The 20,187-nt window shown below is 54.8% G+C and carries 14 protein-coding genes; 7 read left to right on the top strand and 7 right to left on the bottom strand.

From position 1 onward, the window contains the following. The first annotated feature begins 224 nt into the window (after positions 1 to 224). On the top strand, positions 225 to 1,256 hold the full coding sequence (locus ACQ66Q_RS03210; RefSeq protein ID WP_430455466.1) for a LacI family DNA-binding transcriptional regulator: 1,032 nt from the start codon (positions 225 to 227) through the stop codon (positions 1,254 to 1,256). A 44-nt stretch (positions 1,257 to 1,300) separates the two neighbouring features. Here the strand turns inward: ACQ66Q_RS03210 and iolB are convergent, their stop codons facing one another. After that, positions 1,301 to 2,116 carry a 5-deoxy-glucuronate isomerase gene (iolB, locus tag ACQ66Q_RS03205; RefSeq protein WP_430455465.1) on the bottom strand — a complete coding sequence of 272 codons (816 nt, stop codon included), beginning with the start codon at positions 2,114 to 2,116 and terminating at the stop codon, positions 1,301 to 1,303. Positions 2,117 to 2,130: 14 nt separating this feature from the next. Then, positions 2,131 to 2,997 (bottom strand): MurR/RpiR family transcriptional regulator, encoded by an 867-nt coding sequence (locus ACQ66Q_RS03200; protein WP_430455464.1) that lies wholly within the window; start codon positions 2,995 to 2,997, stop codon positions 2,131 to 2,133. A gap of 185 nt (positions 2,998 to 3,182) precedes the next feature. Between ACQ66Q_RS03200 and ACQ66Q_RS03195 the strand changes: the two genes are divergently transcribed. The 4 genes from ACQ66Q_RS03195 to ACQ66Q_RS03180 all read left to right on the top strand — a co-directional run bounded on the left by ACQ66Q_RS03195 (position 3,183) and on the right by ACQ66Q_RS03180 (position 10,808). Then, positions 3,183 to 5,195, top strand: coding sequence for a bifunctional 5-dehydro-2-deoxygluconokinase/5-dehydro-2-deoxyphosphogluconate aldolase (locus tag ACQ66Q_RS03195; protein ID WP_430455463.1), 2,013 nt, complete (start codon positions 3,183 to 3,185; stop codon positions 5,193 to 5,195). Beyond that, on the top strand, positions 5,192 to 7,135 hold the full coding sequence (gene iolD / locus ACQ66Q_RS03190; RefSeq protein WP_430455462.1) for a 3D-(3,5/4)-trihydroxycyclohexane-1,2-dione acylhydrolase (decyclizing): 1,944 nt from the start codon (positions 5,192 to 5,194) through the stop codon (positions 7,133 to 7,135). The genes ACQ66Q_RS03195 and iolD overlap by 4 nt, the downstream gene beginning before the upstream one ends. A gap of 49 nt (positions 7,136 to 7,184) precedes the next feature. After that, on the top strand, positions 7,185 to 8,684 hold the full coding sequence (locus ACQ66Q_RS03185; protein WP_430455461.1) for a CoA-acylating methylmalonate-semialdehyde dehydrogenase: 1,500 nt from the start codon (positions 7,185 to 7,187) through the stop codon (positions 8,682 to 8,684). A 1,320-nt stretch (positions 8,685 to 10,004) separates the two neighbouring features. Next, positions 10,005 to 10,808, top strand: coding sequence for a DUF5677 domain-containing protein (locus ACQ66Q_RS03180; RefSeq protein WP_430455460.1), 804 nt, complete (start codon positions 10,005 to 10,007; stop codon positions 10,806 to 10,808). A 478-nt stretch (positions 10,809 to 11,286) separates the two neighbouring features. Here the strand turns inward: ACQ66Q_RS03180 and ACQ66Q_RS03175 are convergent, their stop codons facing one another. Continuing rightward, positions 11,287 to 11,784, bottom strand: coding sequence for a nuclear transport factor 2 family protein (locus ACQ66Q_RS03175; RefSeq protein ID WP_430455459.1), 498 nt, complete (start codon positions 11,782 to 11,784; stop codon positions 11,287 to 11,289). Between the two features lie 159 nt (positions 11,785 to 11,943). On the opposite strand from ACQ66Q_RS03175, the gene ACQ66Q_RS03170 reads away from it, so the two are divergent. Continuing rightward, complete coding sequence (locus ACQ66Q_RS03170) at positions 11,944 to 12,852, top strand: LysR family transcriptional regulator (RefSeq protein ID WP_430455458.1); 909 nt, start codon at positions 11,944 to 11,946, stop codon at positions 12,850 to 12,852. Here the strand turns inward: ACQ66Q_RS03170 and ACQ66Q_RS03165 are convergent. Continuing rightward, a complete protein-coding gene (locus ACQ66Q_RS03165) occupies positions 12,830 to 13,771 on the bottom strand; it encodes a CPBP family intramembrane glutamic endopeptidase (RefSeq protein WP_430455457.1) in 942 nt (313 codons plus the stop codon). The genes ACQ66Q_RS03170 and ACQ66Q_RS03165 overlap by 23 nt on opposite strands. Positions 13,772 to 14,125: 354 nt before the next feature. Here ACQ66Q_RS03165 and ACQ66Q_RS03160 point away from each other — a divergent pair, with 354 nt between their 5' ends. Beyond that, the gene (locus ACQ66Q_RS03160; protein ID WP_430455456.1) at positions 14,126 to 14,590 is read left to right on the top strand and encodes a glycine zipper 2TM domain-containing protein; all 465 of its coding nucleotides are present in this window, start codon (positions 14,126 to 14,128) and stop codon (positions 14,588 to 14,590) included. Here ACQ66Q_RS03160 and ACQ66Q_RS03155 read toward each other — a convergent pair. Genes ACQ66Q_RS03155 through ACQ66Q_RS03145 form a run of 3 tightly spaced genes read right to left on the bottom strand, consistent with a single transcriptional unit; the run spans position 14,587 to position 20,185 of the window. Then, a complete protein-coding gene (locus tag ACQ66Q_RS03155) occupies positions 14,587 to 16,107 on the bottom strand; it encodes a phosphoesterase (RefSeq protein WP_430455455.1) in 1,521 nt (506 codons plus the stop codon). The two genes, ACQ66Q_RS03160 and ACQ66Q_RS03155, sit on opposite strands and share 4 nt — an antisense overlap. Then, positions 16,104 to 17,888, bottom strand: a complete 1,785-nt coding sequence (locus tag ACQ66Q_RS03150) for a glycoside hydrolase family 28 protein (RefSeq protein WP_430455454.1) — start codon at positions 17,886 to 17,888, stop codon at positions 16,104 to 16,106. The genes ACQ66Q_RS03155 and ACQ66Q_RS03150 overlap by 4 nt, the downstream gene beginning before the upstream one ends. Further along, positions 17,885 to 20,185: an alpha-N-acetylglucosaminidase TIM-barrel domain-containing protein gene (locus ACQ66Q_RS03145; protein ID WP_430455453.1), complete on the bottom strand. Its 2,301-nt coding sequence runs from the start codon at positions 20,183 to 20,185 to the stop codon at positions 17,885 to 17,887. Before ACQ66Q_RS03145 ends, ACQ66Q_RS03150 begins: the two co-directional genes overlap by 4 nt. Between the last annotated feature and the right edge of the window lie 2 nt (positions 20,186 to 20,187).

Below are 20,187 nucleotides of genomic sequence, written 5' to 3'. Positions count from 1 at the left end.
ATATATATCGTCAATTGACACCGGTGTCAATTATGGTTATAGCTAACCTTATCTGTGACTTATTACCACAGACAGCGGCTGACTTTTCTGCCGTTGCCTGATAATGCTAATCTGTCCATGCGCAGCTTCAATCACAAGTTCCGGCACAAAAACCTGTGTGTTGTGAACAAGTTAATCCATCCGTTCTAGCGGAATCTTTCTGCAGCAAAGAGGGAACTCAGTCGATGTCTTCTGTCACCATTAATGATGTCGCCCGACAGGCCGGCGTGTCGAAAAAGACCGTGTCGCGGGTGATTAATAACGAAGCCAATGTCTCGGTGGACACCCGCGATAAAGTGATGGCAGTCATTAATGAACTGGGCTTTAAGCGCAATCCGCTCGGGATGGCACTGGCAAAAAACCGCTCGTTGTTTATTGCTCTGCTGGCGGATAACCCCAGTCCCGGCTATTTGCAAAAGCTGCAAAAAGGCATTTTGCAGTGTTGCAGCGAAGAACATATGGGGCTGTTTTTGTATGACTGCAGCTACCGCTCGCCGACCCTGGTGCATGAAATTGAAGAGTTTATCGATAACACGCTGGCCGATGGCCTGATTTTGGTGCCGCCGCTCAGTGATAAACAAGATTTGCTCGACATGCTGGATCGGAAAAATGTTTGTTATATCCGCATCGGCCCGAAAGATCAGGGCAGCGGCGACAGCGTCGGCTTTAACGGCAGCAAAGCGGCTTTCGAGATGACCAACTATTTGCTGCAGCTGCGCCATACCGACATCGCTTTTGTGCTCGGTCATCCGGACCAACAGTCGAGCCACCGCGTCGAGAAAGGTTTTCGCCAAGCGCTGCAGGACGCCGGTTTGCCGGTGAACGAAGCGCTGGTGGTGCAAGGGTTTTATACCTATGAGTCCGGCGTTGACGCTGCTCGCGTGCTGCTCAGCCGCACGCCACGCCCCACTGCTATTCTGGCGGCCAATGATGAAATGGCCGTTGGCGTGTTGTACGCCGCGCACAGTCTTGGCATCAAAGTGCCGGACGAGTTGTCGATCTGCGGTATTGACGATATCTCGCTCACCACCAAAGTCTGGCCCAATCTGACCTCGATGCGCCAGCCCATTGCCACCATTGGTTATCGCGCGGCCTTGCTGTTGATTAACAAACTGCAGGGTAAAGCCATGCCCGAGCCGCTGACGCCAGAAGACCAAAGCAATATTTACGACTGTGAACTGATCGTACGCGATTCGACCTGCCCGCCGGCCCGTTAAGCCCGCTTGTTCTATCGCCTGCCACAGCGCCCGCATCGCCTGAATCATTTTTGTAAAATCCAGGCATGTTGCGGGTCGTTGTGAAACACCCAGTTGCGGCTTGGTCCGGCCATCACATTGAGGTAATACAAGGTGTAGCCGTGTGGCGCGCCGACCGGATGATAACCTTCCGGCACCAGTACCACGCTGTTGTGTTCTACGCTGATGGTCTCATCGATCCGCCGGTCATCGGTGTAGACGCGCTGGAAAGCAAAACCCTGTGATGGGTCCAGTTTGTGATAATAAGTTTCTTCCAGCGCACTTTCCGCTGGCAACGCATCGGTATCATGTTTATGTGGCGGGTAACTGGACCAATGGCCCGGCGGTGTGATGACTTCGGTGATCAACAGGCGCTGTGCTGGTAAATTACCAAATAGAATATTGCAGACCTGACGAGTATTAGTACCCTGCCCGCGGCTTTCACGCGCACAATCGGCCGGTATGATCAGTCTGGCCGGTAACGGCGTCGCTAGCGCGTCCACCGGCGCGCGGCATAACGCCAGTTCAACGTCGGTCAGTGCCGTGACTGTCAAAGTGTCGCCGGCCGGCAGATACACCGCGTAAGGCGCGATGCCGGCAAACACCGACATGCGCTCACCGATATTGTCGGCCTGTAACGTGGCGGATTTAAAATCTACCCGGCCGGATAACAATACGGCGCAAAGTTCCTGACCGGTACCACTATCAAACTGCCGGCTGTCACCGGCTTTTAACAGCACCACGTCAAAACCGACATAGCGCCAGCCGGCGTTATCAGGCGTGATGTGCTGAATGCGGCCTGAGGCGTCAGGCTGTTGTGGTTTTCGGTGTAAATAGGACATCAGCAACTCCAGCTTTAAGTAGAAGATTCGCAGGCAGCATCGGCATCCGCAGGCTCAGACGCTTGCCCTTCGTCGTGCAGCAGCGCCAACACCAGCGCCTGCACTAAATTCATACTGGCGTTTAAAGAGCGAAACGCATGTAATTCCGCTTCACGCACCAACAGCGCCACGTTGGCTTGCGCCACCAGCGGGCTTAATCTGCTGTCGGTGATGGCAATAATTTTGGCGCCACATTGCCGTGCGCGCTCCAGCACGGCCTGCGTTTCGCTGGCATAAGGCGCATAGCTGATGGCGAGTACCACATCATCGCCAGTCATCAGATTCAGCGCACTGTGCTGCATATAACCGACACCATCCAATACCTGCACGGCGCGACCTGAGTTCCCGAGTAAATAACCGGCGTAGCTGGCAACCGGAAAAGCCCGGCGTGCGCCCTGAATGTGGATGACCCGCGCTTGTTGTAACAGCCGGGTGGCGCTGGCTAATGTCACATTGTCCATCTCAGCACACAGCTGCTGCATCGCCTGCTGATTGGCCTGACTGATTTGCTGCAGATAACTGAAACCGGCCGCATCCGGCGCCACACTGTGGTCTTCACGCACGGCCGCGATGCGGCTTGGATAATCGACGCCACTTTGCACCAGTCGTTGCTGAAACAACTGCTGCATCTGAGAAAACCCACTAAAACCAAAGGCATTGGCAAAGCGCACTAACGCCGATGCATGCACCCCAGCGCCCTGCGCAATGGACGCTGTAGTGCCAAAAGCGACCTGATCCGGTTGGTCGAGCAAATAGCGGCCTATCAGCTGCAAACGATTACTCAGCGTGGCAAAGCGCTGTTCAATCAACTGTTCAAGTTGTTGCTGCGAGTGACAGTTCATGCCGTGCTCCGCCCGGTTGCGATTTGATGTTTGTCAGCCTATCAAAATAAAACATACATTCCAACTATTGATTGCGCAGAATTTATATTCTATTTTAGCGGGGTTCGTCGCCAATTGACACCGGTGTCAAATCTATTGTAAACAGATCTAAGGACCTCAGTCCGCTACCCAGGAGCTTTGCCGCAATGTCAGTCAAACCTTTGGATTTAATTTGCTTAGGCCGCGCCTCGGTCGATCTGTATGGTCAGCAGATCGGCGACCGGTTACAGGATGTGGCATCTTTTGCCAAGTCACTCGGCGGCTCCAGCTGCAATATCGCCTTCGGCGCGGCGCGGCTCGGCCTCAAGTCATCGATGCTGACCCGGGTTGGTGATGAGCAATTTGGCCAGTTTATCCGCGAAGAACTGCAACGCGGCGGCTGTGATGTCAGTCATGTCAAAACCGATCCACAGCGACTGACCGCGCTGGCGATTTTGTCGATTAAAACCAAAGATCAGTTTCCGCTGCTGTTTTACCGCACTGACTGCGCTGATATGGCCGTGGATACCACTGATTTTGATGAAGCTTATATCGCGTCGGCCAAAGCACTGCTGATCACCGGCACGCACTTCTCGACCGCCCACGTTGATGCTTTGGCACGGCACGCCATCAACTTTGCGCGTAACAACAACACCAAAGTGATCCTCGATATCGACTACCGGCCTGTGCTGTGGGGCTTAACCCGCCCTGGTGATGGCGATAATCGTTTTGTCTCTAATCAAAGTGTCACGGAACATTTGCAATCGATTGTGCCGCTGTGTGATTTGATTGTTGGCACCGAAGAAGAATTCCATATTGCCGGTGGCAGCACCGACACCCTCGCTTGTCTTAGAAAAGTGCGCGAACTGTCTGACGCCGTGTTGGTGCTCAAACGCGGCGCCGAAGGTTGTAGTGTGTTTGACGGCGACATCCCGGCTGATTTAAACGCAGCGTTTTTTAGTCAGGGCGTGCGGGTCGAAGTGCTGAACGTGCTGGGCGCCGGCGATGCCTTTATGGCCGGTTTCCTGCGTGGCTGGCTGCGCGACGAGCCTTATAGCCGCTGCTGCGCCTATGCCAATGCCAGCGGTGCGCTGGTGGTATCTCGCCATGGCTGCGCGCCAGCGGTGCCGACGCCGGAAGAGCTGGATTATTACCTGGCGCATCAGCAACAGATCGCAAGACCCGATCTCGACGACGAACTGAATTATCTGCATCGCGTGACGACGCGGTTTCCAACCCTGTGGAGCGAGCTGTGCATTCTGGCGTTTGACCACCGCAAACAGTTTGCCGACATGGCGCAACAAGCCAACGCGCCATTGTCACGTTTGCCGCAACTAAAACAGCTGATATTAGCCGCAGTGCAAGCCGAAGCTGCTGAGCTGCAGAGCGTGCTCAGCTTTCAGCCAGGTGTGCTGATTGACGACACCTATGGTCAGGATGCGCTGAATACGCTGACTGGCAACACAAGCGGCGCAAACACTGCCAGCCAGCACCCCTGGTGGATTGGCCGGCCGGTCGAAGTGCCGGCCTCGCGCCCGCTGGAACTGGAAGGTGGCCGCTCTATTGGCTCGCGTCTTGTTAGCTGGCCACGCCAACATATCGTGAAATGTCTGGTGTTTATGCACCCATCTGACGCCGCGGACTTGTGGCAACAGCAACTACGCCAGCTAAACGAGTTGTATCGCGCTTGTGCGGTCTCGGGCCATGAACTGCTGATTGAAGTGATCCCGCCGGCAGGCTCAGTCGCCAACCAGGCCGAACTCGGTGTCGCGCTGACTGCCTGCCTGAGCCGGATTTATGATCAGCAGATCAGACCCGACTGGTGGAAATTACCAGCACCGGATAAAGCCGGCTGGGCTGCGCTCACTGCGCTGATTAATCAGCGCGCGCCACATTGTCGGGGCGTGATTTTACTCGGCCTCGACGCACCGGCAGAACAACTGATGCAGGCGTTTCGCGACGCCAGTGGCTTTGCGTTGTGTCGTGGTTTTGCCATTGGCCGCACCATTTTTGGTGCGCCGAGCCAGCAGTGGCTGGCAGGTAAGCTGGACGATGACTCGTTTATGCAGCAGATCCGCAGCAACTACTGCGCCTTAGTGTTGGCCTGGCTCAGCCGGCACGACGCTGCCGCCACTCAGCCAGCGCGTAATGACAGATCAGCACAAGGAGTTATCGTATGAACCAGGCAACACCACAAAGCGGCCAACAAAACACTGTTGCAGCAAGCACCATCCGCCTGACCATGTCCCAGGCACTGGTGAAATTTCTCTGCGCCCAGTTTATCAGCCACGATTCAGTTGCTGACAGCAACGCTGGCTCGGCACAGACTGAACCGCTGTTTGCCGGCGTGTTTGCCATTTTTGGCCACGGCAATGTCGCCGGCATTGGTGAAGCGCTGTTTGCGGCACAATCAAAGCTGCCGACTTATCGCGCCCACAATGAACAAGGCATGGCCCATGCCGCTATTGCTTACGCCAAAGCGCAGCAGCGCCGCCGCATCATGGTCTGCACCAGCTCAGTAGGCCCGGGCGCCACCAATATGGTCACCGCCGCCGCACTGGCGCATGCCAACCGCTTACCGCTGTTGTTGTTACCAGGCGACCATTTTGCCAATCGCACACCAGATCCGGTGTTGCAGCAAATTGAACACTTCGGTAATCCAATGATCGCTGCGACCGATTGTTTCCAGCCAGTCAGCCGCTATTTTGACCGCATCAACCGCCCCGAGCAGCTGATCCATTCGTTGCCGGTCGCAGTTCAAACGTTATTGGATCCGGTTAATTGCGGCCCGGTCACACTGGCATTGCCGCAGGACGTACAGGCCGAAGCCTTTGATTATCCGGTGTCGCTGTTTGAACCGCGCATTCATTATATTCGCCGCCCCGCCGCCGAGCCGCGTGAACTGGCCGCCGCGGTTGCACTGCTAAAACAGGCAAAAAAACCATTAATTATTGCCGGCGGTGGCGTCCACTACAGTCAGGCCTGTGCTGCACTCAGCCAGTTTGCCAGCAGCCAGGGCATTCCGGTTGCAGAAACGCAGGCGGGTAAAGGTGCGTTGGCCTGGACTCATCCGTTTGCCGTCGGTGGCATTGGCGTGACCGGCTCAGCCGCTGCCAACTTACTGGCGCAGGAAGCCGATGTGATTTTAGCCATCGGCACCCGGTTGCAGGATTTCACCACGCAGTCGCGCACCGCTTTTGCCGGCGCGCATCAACGGCTGATCCAGCTCAATATCGGTAGCTTCGACGCCGGAAAACATCATGCGCTGCCACTGGTCGGCGACGCCGCCACTGTACTGGCCCAGCTGCAGGATGCATTAGCCGATCGCCAAAGCGATCCGGCATGGTCGGCGCGCGCCGCGTTGCTGGACCATCAGTGGCAACAACAATATGAACGCCTGACCGCGGATCCACTCAGCAGTCTGGCCGAAGCCACCCCAAGCAGCAGCCGCCAGCAACTGCCGAGTGACGCGCAGGTGCTAGGTGCAGTCAAACGCCAATCAGCGGCGACCGATGTGGTGGTTTGTGCCGCCGGCGGCTTACCAGGCGAGCTACATAAACTCTGGCGTGCCGAAGGTCCGGGGACTTACCACGTTGAATACGGTTTCTCTTGCATGGGTTATGAAATTGCCGGTGCGCTCGGTGTAAAAATGGCTAGCCCTTCGCGCGAAGTCTTTGTGGTGGTCGGTGATGGCTCTTATCTGATGCTGAACTCAGAGTTGGCCACCAGCGTGATGCTGGGGCAAAAAATCACTGTAGTACTGCTGGATAACCGTGGGTTTGGCTGTATCAACCGCTTACAACGCGGCACTGGCAATGCCGGCTTTAACAATCTGCTGGAGGATTGCCACGGTGATGCGCCCGATATCGATTTTGCCGCCCACGCTAAAGCGCTTGGCGCTCAAAGTGAACGGGTTGGCAGCATTGCCGCTCTTGAAGCAGCACTGCAACGGGCACGGCAATCCAAACGCAGCTATCTGATTGAAATTAAAACTGACCCGTTAACCAGCACCGACAACGGCAGCTGGTGGGATGTGGCGATCCCGCAGGTTTCCGCTTTGCCTGGCGTACAGGCGGCGCATGCCAGTTATAGCGAGCAGAAAAAACAACAGCCGTATTAATCGCAGTTCACCCGCCGGTGTGCAAACCGGCGTGATAAGGATCTCTTTCATGCAAAAAATCGCGAACTATATCAATGGTCAGGCTGTCGTCAGCCACAGTGGTCGCAGCCAGCCAGTGTTTGACCCTGCCACCGGCGTTGCCCATACCGAAGTGAGTCTGGCCACTGCCGACGAAACCCGCGCGGCCATTAGCGCAGCCGCAACAGCCTTTGCCAGCTGGTCGCAGGTCACGCCATTAAACCGCGCCCGGGTGATGTTTAAATTTAAAGCCCTGCTGGAGCAGCATCGCGATGAACTGGCGGTCCTCATCAGCAAAGAACACGGCAAAGTGTTTTCTGACGCGCAAGGCGAGTTGACGCGCGGTTTGGAAGTGGTCGAGTTTGCCTGTGGTATTCCGCATTTATTAAAAGGCGAGCATTCGATGAATGTCGGCCGCGGTGTCGACAGTTTCAGCCTGATGCAGCCACTGGGTGTTTGTGCCGGTATTACGCCGTTTAACTTCCCGGCGATGGTGCCGTTGTGGATGTTTCCGATCGCCATCGCCTGCGGCAATACTTTTGTGTTAAAGCCGTCGGAAAAAGACCCGACGGTGCCGATGCGCCTCGCGCAGTTACTGACCGAAGCCGGCCTGCCGCCAGGCGTATTTAACGTGATCAATGGCGACAAAACCGCCGTGGATGTATTGCTGACCGACCCCGCGGTGCAGGCTGTCAGCTTTGTTGGCTCAACGCCTATCGCCGAATATGTCTACGCCACAGGCTCAGCGCACGGTAAACGGGTGCAGGCGCTTGGCGGTGCAAAAAACCATATGCTGGTGATGCCGGACGCCGACTTAGATCAGGTCAGCGGCGCGTTAATGGGCGCAGCTTATGGCTCGGCCGGTGAACGTTGTATGGCGATTTCGGTCGTGCTTTGTGTCGGTGATGCCGTCGCCGATGCGTTAGTGGCGAAGTTGCAGAGTGAGATTGCCGTGCTGCAGGTAGGCCCGGGCACCGGCGTCACGCCAGAGCCACAAATGGGCCCGTTGGTAAGCCAACAGCATGCCGCTAAAGTGCGCAGTTATATCGACGCCGGCGTGGCCGAAGGTGCGGTATTAGTCGCTGATGGTCGGCAGGTAGCAGCTGATTCTGCGGGCTTTTTCGTCGGCCCGACCTTGTTTGACCATGTCAGCAGTGCGATGAAAATCTATCGCGAAGAAATTTTTGGCCCGGTGCTGTGTGTGGTGCGGGTACCGTCTTTTGCCGAAGGTCTGGCGCTGATTAACCAACATGAATTCGGTAACGGCACCGCCATTTTTACCGCCAGCGGCGAAGCCGCCCGTGAGTTCGCCGCGCAAGTGCAAGTCGGTATGGTTGGTGTCAACGTACCAATCCCGGTACCAATGGCATTTCACAGCTTCGGCGGTTGGAAACGCAGTGTGTTCGGCCCACTCAATATGCACGGCCCGGATGGTGTGCGGTTTTACACCCGGATGAAAACCATCACCGCCCGCTGGCCCAGCGGCTCAATGCCAACGGGCAATCAGTTCTCGATGCCGACGATGAAATAAGCTCCGCAAAACGTAGGGGCACCCCTAGCGGGTGCCCGCTTGCCGCACAAATATCGCAGTGATATGTCTGTCCATCCCACGCACGCCGTGAATACAATCCCTGTAGGCTCCTCTGCGGCGGTCCGAGGTTTTGACGGTTCATTTGAAAAGTCAACACGTGGCGATTACAGGTAAATTTAAACCTCATGTCCAGCGTGTCACGCCCCGCGGGCTTCGCTTGTGCTCACCCAGTTACAGATTTTGATCTGTAGGTATCGGCTAGTGAAGCCCGCTGGGCGTCACACGCCGTACATCGTTGAATTCCAACCCAAACAGCACGGTAGCCGACAATAAAACTGGGGGTCACAAGCCTGCCGGCAGAGCTCCGAAAATAACAAGCCTTGAGGGCGAACCCGTGGCAAACGGTCGGGGCAACAACAACAACAGACTGGGCGTCACACGCACGCCGTGAATACTTCCATGTAGGCTCCTCTGCGGCGTCCCTGCCGCAGAGGGTCTGCTCAGGTTGTGGCCCGACCGTTTTGCGAGTTCATTTGCATCATCACGGATACCAATAGCGGTCTTTTACGACTGCAGGTCCTCAGAAAAACCCAACCGCCAATGTAAATTTAATGTTTTGAATTAGATCAAAGGCGCTGCGCACGCTTTCGCTTTTTACAAAGCGTGCAGCAATGGCAAAAAGATTGAGATCTGTATCTGTTTTCGGTAGTGTTAACTAATGTTAAAAGCATCAAAGGCACAGCGCAGGGTTTAAAGCGTGCGTTTTGCATTTGATTAATATGTTATACAAACTGAGGTTTTTCGGAATTGTCCACGCAGAAAGTCAAAATAGATATCATGTTGGCAATTTGTTTTGTGATATTTGCAATGGTATACATTTTGTCCATGAGGGTTGATCAGAACGTTGAATCAATCGAATTGACTCACAGTGAACTTGCTTGCGAGAAAGCATATAAGCCCGACAGATTTAGAGGGGTTTATAGGCTTGATGGAAAAGAGTATTTCGCCCATGGAACATATGCTACTTGCAAAGAGTTTTTTAACCTTATGCAAGGTAAGGCCATTACCGGAAAACATGTTAAATCAGAAAATTTGTTAATTGAGCTCCGTGTGGGTGATCGTTTGTATACGGATAACTCTGTAGGGATGAGAATTTTAACTTCTATATTCTTCGGGTTAGTGCTTTTTGCTGTTTTACGTAGTCCGATACATTGGATCTTAAATAGGTTTGTATAACAAACGCCAGCACACCGCGCCTGCGGCGCTGGACTCGCAACAAGTTGCTCGCCTGTGTGGCGGGCGTTAGGTGTCTTTTGAGAGATGAGTAGCCTCCAAGAATTAATTGAAGATTTTGATTTTATAACTGAGATAGCGTATGACCTTTCTCAGCAATTTGATGGTGTGCAAACGGAAGATAGAAAGAAGAAGGTATCAACCTACTATTTAGCGAAAGTTGTTCCAGAATGCATATCACTACTAAGGATGCTCCCTGGTTCGAGGTTTACTGACGCTGAAGATTTATTCGATTTTCCGTCATTTTGTTCTATTTCTAGGAGTCTAATTGAAGCAGCAAACCTGCATTGGTATTACTGCATTGACGGAGTTGATGCGGAAGCATCGAGCTTTAGATTTTATCTTTATGACTTCCATGATAAGAAATCAACGTTGCAGATATCGAAGTTCATCGGCGGCGACGAAGAAGGATTGGATTTTCTGCAAAAACGGTGCGATGAGCTAAAAAATGCAATACAAAGTAATTCCAAATTCAAATCGCTTCTTCCTGAAGTGCAAAGGCAGATTCTGAAAGGACGCAAGTGCTCGGATATGGATCAAACCGAGATATCAAAAAGTCGAGGACTGGAAGTAAGTACGTTTAATGGTATTTATAAAATACTATCTACCAATACTCACTCCACACCATCAGCGATTAGCTCAATAGTACATTCAAGAATTCATGGAAATGAGTTGCACAAGGCATTTGCAGGCCTAGTTCTATTATATGTGGCTTCTTTTGTTGCAGATATGGTCAGAACGATAGGTATTATATGGTGCTTGGAATTTGCTAAAGAGGAATCTCGAGAAATAATAGAGTTGTACTCTGCGGCTTTGACAGACAGCATCTAACAATTTGCTTTACTCGGACCTAACTACACATTGCAAGCTTGTGGTTTGTTGCGCAATCTTTACCACAAGCTTGCTCTGCTCCGTTGGGCCGGTAAGTATGGCGCTAGCATATCCCTCATAGCTGTTGTCCCCAAACTCCGACAACGCCAGCATCGGCAGCCGCGGAGTGAGCGATCAAGAGTGAGCGCGGGAGGCGCGAACGGGCGAACGCAGTGGTGGCGATGTTGGCTTTGCCGCGATAACCCGCCCCCAACCTACACCCCCAATTCAATAAACACCGGATTGCTGCAAAAACACCAATCTCTCCAGGAGTTTTCGCCTTTGGTATCCGGTTTGGGGGAAAGGTCAATCTGCAGTAGGCCCCAAAATAAGCCCAACAATCAGATCCAGTCATGCCACTTGCAGCCGCTGATGCCCGCCGTTCAAGCGGCCGGTCCGCACGGCGAAATCCCAATCTTTTCGCCGCGCCAACTGCCATTTAGCCTTTGCGCATACTGTCCCAATGCTCGGCAATTTTGCCGTCGGCGATGCGGAATAGATCAAAGGCGGTGGTGGTATAAGTCTTACCGGGGTTAGTTTTATCCGGCAACGTCTGCACAAACACCAGCGTCACATAAGGCCCTTCCGCGATGATGTTCACCAGCGGCAGGCTGATCTGACTTTGCACCGGGCTTGGCTTGCTGAACTGGGCAAAATACGCAACAAATGCAGCGCGGCCGTCGGCGATATTTGGATTGTGCTGAATGTAGCCTTCTGTCAGATACGTCGCGGCTTTATCAAGCTGACCCGCGTCTATCACTTCGCGCCAGAAATCAAACACCAGCTTTTTATTCGCCGCCAGCTGCGGATCTGGGCTTTGCAGTAATTGTGACTGCGACGCTGGGGCTATTGCCGTGACCGGCGTACCAGCCAGCACCGGTAGCGCGAATGCACAAAGCAGACCTGACATCGTTAAAATCAACGTTAAATTTTTCATTGGTATTGTCCTTCTTCTAGATGATGAATATTAAATTCACTTAACACTGCCGCCCGGCACGCCGCTGGGCTACCCGACAGTGACAAAGTTCGCTTGACCCGGCGCTAAGTGCCTCTTATTGTCGCTATACACAAATCATCAATAAAATGCCGCATAGCTATGCAAAATCATCGACTCGATGCCAGCCAGTTTAACTGGGTACTGCTACGCAGTTTTCTGGCGATCTATCGGGCTGGCAGCACCGCTGCTGCAGCGCGCGAGCTTGGTATGCAACAGCCTACCCTGAGCCGGCAACTGGCCGAGCTGGAATCACAGCTGGCGGTCACGCTGTTCGAACGCACACCCCGAGGCCTGCACCCGACCGCGGCGGCGGCGCAAATTTATGCTCACGCCAAAGATCTGGAAACTGCTGCGAACCGGCTTTGCCTGTCGCTGCAGGATTTGGGCGCGGAGCTGACCGGCACTGTGCGGATCTACGCCAGTCAGTTGATTGCCATTACCTTAATGCCCGCCCTGCTCGCCACGTTGCTGCGTGAACAACCCGGCCTGCAGCTGGAACTGGTCGCAACGGACGAACTGCCGGATCTACTCAGCCGCGATGCCGACATTGGCTTCTGGCTGGTGGAGCCGACGCAGACTGATACGGTGTGCCGTAAACTTGGCACTGTGCGCATTCAGGCGATGGCGAGTCGCAGTTATCTCGACCATTTTGGCATGCCCTCGTCAGTTGACGATCTGGCAGCCCACCGGCTGATAGGCCATGACCAATTGCCGGTGATGTTGCAGTGGTTTCGCCAGTTTGGCCTGCTGCAGGAAAAATCAGCATTTGCGCTTCGTACCGACGACAAAGCCAGTTATCTGACCGCGCTGCGCGCCGGAGCCGGTATCGGTTTTGCGTCGCATTATGTGCTGGCGCAGGAAACCGAGCTGGTCCAGGTTCTGCCGGATTTACCACTGCCGGAATTTGGTGTTTGGCTCAGCTGTCATCGCGATATTGCCAACAACAAGCTGATCCGTACCGTCTATGACCGGCTCAGCCGCGAGATCAGTCAGTTGTTGCAGTCTTAGTTTCTGCTGATGCGACCGGCTTTGCGTCCGCAGCACGTTGCCAAAACGGTAATACCCAATGTTGCTGGCGTGCCGCCTTCAGCAGCAACACTGTGCAGATCAAGGCACCGCCGGATGCCAGCACCGACGCTTCGATCCCAAAGTCACCGCCGGTCAGCCAGGCCGGGCCTGTCATCGTCGACTGGAAAAAACCTTCCGCTTTAGTGCCGGATACCGGACTGGAGAACAGGCCGCCCTGTGCATAATTCCAGCCCCAGTGCAAACCAATACAGAGCCACAAGCGGCGCGTATATAAAAACGCGGCGATAAACAGCAGGCCAAGCACCAGCAGCTGGAAAGTACTGAGTAAATCGGCATGTGGGTTTAACAAATGTACCGCGCTGAATAACGCCGACGACACCAGGATGGCCAGCAAGGTGCCTAACGATCGTTCCAGCAAGCGGAATAAAATGGCGCGAAAAATCAGTTCTTCCAGCACCGCGACACTGAAAAAACCCACCAACAGATGCAACAGCGAAAAATTCAGCGCGATGCCCTGGACGGTAAAATATCCACCAACCCACAGCAATACCACCGGCACTGCAATTAACAGCGTGGCGAGGCCAAAGCCCTGCAACGTTTCCTTCACTGCACCGGGCAACGCCAGTTCAGTGACGCGGCGCTGCTCAATTTTTTTCACGTAATAACAATAGGCTAAGGTCAGCACCGCCACTTTGAAGGCGTTGCGAAGGTGCAGCCACTGCTCGCCATCGAGCGTCAGTTTGGCCAGCGCATTGGCGATAATAAATGGCACCAGAATGACCACAAATGCCAGCACAAACTGGCCAAGCCCATGATTGGCCATGCGCTGCACCGTCCTTGGCAAAAAGCCTGGCAAAGCAGATGCTGGAGTCGTCGTAGAATGAAGATGATCAGGCATAAAGCCTCCTGTACTGCAAAAAGGTCTGAATTGACTTCCCTGCAGCCTAATGAGGCTATGGTTATACAACAATCCCGCTTTAAGTATGCCCCGCAATGCATTCTTGCATATCTAATAAAAACAACTACTTTGGCAGTGCATCGACAAACCTGCTTACAAAGCTATTAGGTTTGGGCAGGCCGGTTCAATCTGCAATTCAGCGCGTTTATTCAGCGATTCACCGGCAGGTCTGTTTGAGCTTTTTGTCATTCTTTCGGCAGGCAGATAACGGACTCAGGGTGCCCGGCCGCACAGAGCCGCGGCCAAAAAGCGCATAGGCTGGTATTACTCAGTCACCCGTTTAGGAATTTCCTGATGCACCCTGTTCAATTATCTGGTGCTCAAAGCCCGTCACCACGCTATCTGGTTCTGGGTTGTGTGCTGCTTTGTCTTAGCAGCTGTAGCAGCAATCCCGGTTATGGCGTGCAGCAGTCCGTGCATGCGCAACAACAAATTGGCACTGTCGCCAGTATCCAGATCGTGCCGCAATCCTCGATGAATGGTACCGGCGGTGCCTTGCTCGGTGCCGTGCTTGGTGGCGTGGTGGGCAATCAGTTTGGTGGCGGCTCCGGTCGTGCGCTGGCCACAGGTGCCGGCGTGATCGGTGGTGCCATGGCCGGCAACCAGATCGCCAACCAGCAACAAGGCAACCAGATTTATCGGGTGCTGGTGCGCTTAGATAACAGCCGCACCCAGCAGTTTGATTATCAGCAGATTGGCGATTTACGTGTCGGCGATCGGGTCAGTATCGAAGGCAACCAGATTATGCAGCTGCGCTAGTCCGGGCTTAACTGCAGATACACCGGATTGCTGTAAAACCACAAATCATGCCACGGGTTTTCGCCTGGTTGGTCTGGCAGTGGTTCCAGCTCGTCACGCTGATTAGTACCGCGCAGACGCAAATATTGGCTCTGGCTGATGCGACCGAGCGGCCATTCTAACGTGGCAGTGCCGTCCGGCTGGATTTGCCAGTCGCCAGCGTACCAGCGCTGGCTGACCTTGGTGGCCGGCGCTTCGTCGTTGTTGCGATCTGCTGCGCTACCGCGGTCTGCGTTGGTGGCTGTGCTAGTTATCAGGCCACGGATTAGGTCAATCCGCGCCACTTGCGGGTTAAAACCGCCACCATTGGGCGCATCCGGATCGCGAAACGACAGCCGCAGCACCAGTTCATCAGTGGCTTTCACAATCAGGGTTTCGCCAGCACCAACGCCCTGTGCGGCGCCTTTGACTGCCACAGTGACATCCAGCGTCGCAATCAGATCGCCGGTCGTGACAAATACTTTGCCGGCTTTGAGCGCGGCAAAAATGCTGGCGTAGTCCTGCTGTGCCAGCACATAGGTTTTCGCATATTGTCCCGGCCAGAAATCAGTCCAGCCATCGGTATAATGGCCGTGACTGTCCGATACGCCGGTCACCCACCAGCGCCGGCCTTCCGCCAATAAACTATCCCAGACACCGCCAAGCCGCGCCGTCATCTGGTCGTAACCACCGTAAGTCGGATGGTCCGGATATTCCCCACGAATACCGCCGGCTTTGCTGCTGCCATCAGGATTGAGCGTCGCCGCCTGATGGCCCTCGGCACCGCTCATGCCAATCACCACGCCGGGTGCGGTGTCCTGCCAATCTCGGAGTTGCTTTGGCGTGACTTTAAAATACTGCCGTAGCCCCTTAGCCAGGCGGGCCGGATGATTGACCAGCAGCAACGGGGTATCAGGTAATGCCGCCATCGCCTGCAACGCCTTGAGCATAAAACTGTCTTCAGCTTTTTCCGGCCCCGGCGGTACGCCCTGGCGGCCATTAAACCGGCTTTCAATCTGAAAGAGCTGCTGCGCTTCAGTCGGTGTTTTTGGCATGATCAAACTGGCATGCCGGCCGCCCGGACTGTTGCCCGGCACGTCAAACTCCATACCATAGAACTGCAAAATCTGTGGCAGTGCGGCCCGTGAAGCCAACAGCTCCGGATAGGCCTGTTCGAGCGCAAGACGGGCACGATTCGGCCCGCCGTGATCGGTTATCACCATCCAGCGCAGGCCAAAAGCAGCTGCCATGCGGGCATTGTGTTCAATTGAATATTTGGCATCGCCACCCAAAATCGGTTTGGGCGGAAACACCGAGTTATCCCATTTCACACTGTAATGCGTATGCACATGGTGATCGCCGGCCAGCCACTGCGGTTTGACCGCAAGCTCTGCAGCCGGCAACGTTTTTGCGCTCTGCTGCTGACAGCCCGCCAGCGACAGCAGCATCACTACTGCGCGAAATGCCGCAAGCCTTGTGATGCCGGGAGTCGTCATCATGGCTGTCCCTTGACGGCTGTCGCTGTCGCTTTGTCCGGGGCTGCTGTCTTTGCCTCAGCCTTTGATTTAAACGCCACACTGGCATTCGCGCCCGGGCTGCTGCTGATCTCCAGGTAAGGCCGGTCTGTGCTGACGATGGCAATATCGCTGCTCCCCAGCGCCAAGGGATTACCGGCATTGTCCTGCCCGCTGAGGCCCTTGCTGGCTGTCACTTTGACTTTTTGCATCACCAGCTGCGGCCGCTGCGCGCCACCCAAATGTACCTGATCAAGCGTCAGCCCAATGACATCATCGAGCACCAGCGCCGGACGAAAATCAGCTTCGAGGCTCGACAACCGCACGTTTTTCAGGACTAGTCCTCTGACATGGCGGACAAATAATCCGTAGGCTGGCAGTTCGCCAAACATCGAATACTCCGGATAAGCCGCTCGTTCCTGCGGCACCAGAAACAGCTGATGATAAGGCCGGTAGGCCTGGCCCCGGTTCGCGCGGCCCGGATACACCATATCGATATTTTCCAGCACGATGTCACTGGCGCAGGCGTCCGACAGCCCGCTGATCGATGCCGGGATCGGATTATAAAAAGCATTGAGCCCTGGCCCGCGCATTTCATAGCCTTGATCGGCGCGGCCAAAGGCAATTTCCGCACGCAGATTGCGAATGCGCACCTGCTGGAGCCGCCCCGGTGGTGTGTCAGCAGCGACCTGCATGTTGCGCTGACCGAGCCGGATAAACAGCCCGCAACCGACGTTATTAGCCGTAACGCCGTCGACTTCGACGTCCTCTAAAAACGCACCGTCGACCGTTTCCAACGCGATCGCAGCGCGGTAAGTATCAAATACCGTGATGTTACGAATGCGCACGTGGCGAAAACCACCTTGTGATTCGGTACCAAACTTAACGCCATTGGCGCTGGAGCGCAGCACACAGTCGCTGATCTCAATGTCATCATTAAAGTGGCCGGGGCCTGTGGTGGACTTCAGGCAAATCGCATCATCGGCGCTATTGATAAAACAGCCACGTACCCGGACTTTTTTGCAGTCGTTAATATCAATGCCATCGTTATTCCAATAACAGTCACTGTGTACTTTGATATTTTCAATCCGCAGGTCATCACAACCGGCATAATGCTGCACCCAGGACGCGCCATTTTTCACGGTGATATCAACGATTTCTAACTGCTGGCAGTGATGAAACGCGATCACACTGGGTCGACGATTCGAGCGGTTGCGCCAATAGTTAAAATCCGGCTCCACCCGAGCGCCACTATGATGTAAATCGTTGATATTGAGCGACAGTTCGCGGCCGCGGCCATCAATGGTGCCACTGCCACAGAGCCGGATCGCTTTAGCATGCTCGGCATAGAGCAATGCCTGTAAGCTGAGGCTGCCATCCGCGCCTGGGATATAATAATCAGCGATATCGACACTGCCTAATAGCGTCGCGCCGGCAGCCAGTTCCAGCGTGACCGCTGTTTTCAGCTGCACCGCGCCAATCAGGTAAGTGCCGGCCGGAATTAAAATCCGGGCTCCGCCCTTGGCTGCGGCGGCGTCCACTGCGGCCTGTAACGCGGCAGTGTCTTTGCGTACGCCGTCGCCGTGCGGTTGAAAACTACTAAAATCGAGCACAGGTTCAGCGCGTTGCGTCAGCCGCGCCGCTTTGCGCTGTTGGTCATAGCGCTGTTCATAAGCTGCAAGCTGGTGCACAAATGCATCTGCCAGCAGCGGCGTTGCCGCCAGTGCCGCGACAGATCCCTGCATAAACTGACGACGACTAATCATGGTCTGGCTCCCTGATGGGTCGCCAGCGCTTTTTTCGGCAACAGTGCCACGCCAGCGGCTTTGTTTAACTGATCAACGCGTTGCAACAGCGCCGGCAACTGAGTCAGCGGTGCTGCCGGCGCTGCGGCTGGAAATAGATCGGCGGACTGGGTCCATTGCAGTTCGAAATCACGTAAACGCCGGTCCAGTTCAACATCGCTGATCTGAGGTTGTTGTTGCAGGGTCTGGAAAAACAGCTGCCAGCGCGGCAGATAAAACCCGGCATACATGCCCTGCCAGCCTCGTGAGGCATAGTCTTTTAACTGGGTGCCGCCCCAGACGGTCAGCAGCATTTTGGCATTATGCAGGTACTGGCCGGACTCTGCCGGCGTGTCGCCATAAGCCACCGCACTTTGCAGCCACTGACTTAACGACTGCGGCTGCGCGCCCAACAAACTGTCGAGCTGTTGCACCACAGCACTAAATTCCTTCAGCCAGTCATCGGCCTTGGCATATTGCTGTTTTTGATAAGCTCGTACACTTTGTTGCAGTAACAGGTCCAGCTCAATGCTGAGATAATGCCGACTAAATTCCAGTACATCATGTTGAAACAGCGGCGAATCGGCGTACTGCGGCGCCTGCAATAACAAACTGTTTAGCGCCCGGCGCAGTTTGACCTGATCGCCGGCATGAGCGCCAAATTCAGTGAAATTACGCTGCGGCCGCTTGAATAGCAGATAAGCACCGGCCGAGCCTTCCCACCAGCGTGAACCCCAATAACGCGTCTGATATAACGCCTGCTCAAGCAGCTGCCAGCTGTGCAACAGCTCTGGCGTCACTTTGCCGTAGCGGGCCTGCAGGTAGTCTTTAATCCAGTGCTGTACCGCAACCGGCTTGTCGCCGACTTGCCAGGCCTGGTCGTAGATAAAGTCATACACCAGGCTGTTATTTTCGATCCCTTCCGGGAAAGCGCCATAACCGGTCAGTGCACCACGGGCCGGATCGGTGGTCAGCTGCTGGACCTGCTGTTGGTAAAAACTTAAGTCGCCATACAGCGGATTACTGCCGCCATAATTATGGATAAAACCATACACCCACTGCGCGCCGGCATAAGCACTGGTGCTGCGCCAGACATCAAAACGGTCGTTGCCGATGTCATGCACCAGCGTTTTCGCTTTGGGCACTTTGCTTAAAAATGCTTTCACTGCTGACGGCTGCCAGAATTTGGCATGATCACCAAACATCCAGCCCTGTAATACCCAGGTGGCATCGGGTTGCACCTGCGCAATCGACTGGTACAGCGCCTGACCATAATCGGCTAACTGCCGGTCACGGTTGGCGGCGTCAGTGGCATCGCCGCTTAATGGCGGCAACATTTCGTTAAAGGCATCGGCGAGATAATACTGGCCGGCGGTTTTAACCGGATATGTCGCCTGATACAACTCGAGAAAGCGTTTGGCGACAGTGGCAAACAATGGATCCGCCGGGTCGAGCCAATAACTCTCCCGGTCAAAGCCGGACCAAGGCTCCATCCGGTTAATTTTGGCATTCGGGAAACGTTGCTTAAAGGCTTTCGGCACATAACCCGAAAACGCCGGCAACACCGGTTTCATGCCAAGCGCCAGCATCCGCTGCAGGATTTGCAGCTGTAAGTCTTTTTTCTTATTGATCCAGCTTTGTGGCAATGGGCCTAAGTGGTTTTCAATATTGCCCATGCGCTGCCAGGGCGCGACCGTCGGCGCGGAGAAGAATCCGGCCAGCTCAGGGTCGGTTAAACCAAATTCACGCCACAACTGCTGCCAGACATATTCCTGACCTTCCATCGCCAGCGGCTGGTTGATGCCATGCAGCGCCATCCAGTCAATTTCCTGCTGCCAGCGCGACCAGTCCCAAAACGGCGTGCTGTAGCCAAAGGTACAGACATTCATATATGCGCGCAGTGCAAACAACGCATTGCCGCTGAGGCCCTGCTGCCCGGCGCTCTGCTCAAATCGCGCCGGGATATTCACCCGATTGCCTTCCCAGCTGACATGCAGCTGGCCTTGCTGACGCAAATACTGGTAAGCACCATAAGTGGCGGCTACGGCACTGCCGGCGCGGACCTGTAATTTACCGCCACTGGCCTGTACCTGAAAAGATTCAGCAGCGGTCGGCTCAATCGCCAGCTCCAGCTGTGGCAGCGCTTGGCCGGTGACGCGCTGTAACACGGCTTTGGCTTCCTGCGCCGGATCAGCATTGGCAACCTGCTGCCACAGTGCGGCCAATAGCAGCACCGGCATCAGCGCTAAATTTCGGGTTGTCGGATGGTTGCAACGCATAC

This window comes from Rheinheimera sp. (genome assembly GCF_965283995.1).
Taxonomy (GTDB): Bacteria; Pseudomonadota; Gammaproteobacteria; order Enterobacterales; family Alteromonadaceae; genus Pararheinheimera.
The sequence above is the reverse complement of the archived record's forward strand: the minus strand, read 5'-3'. Positions and strand labels throughout refer to the sequence as shown.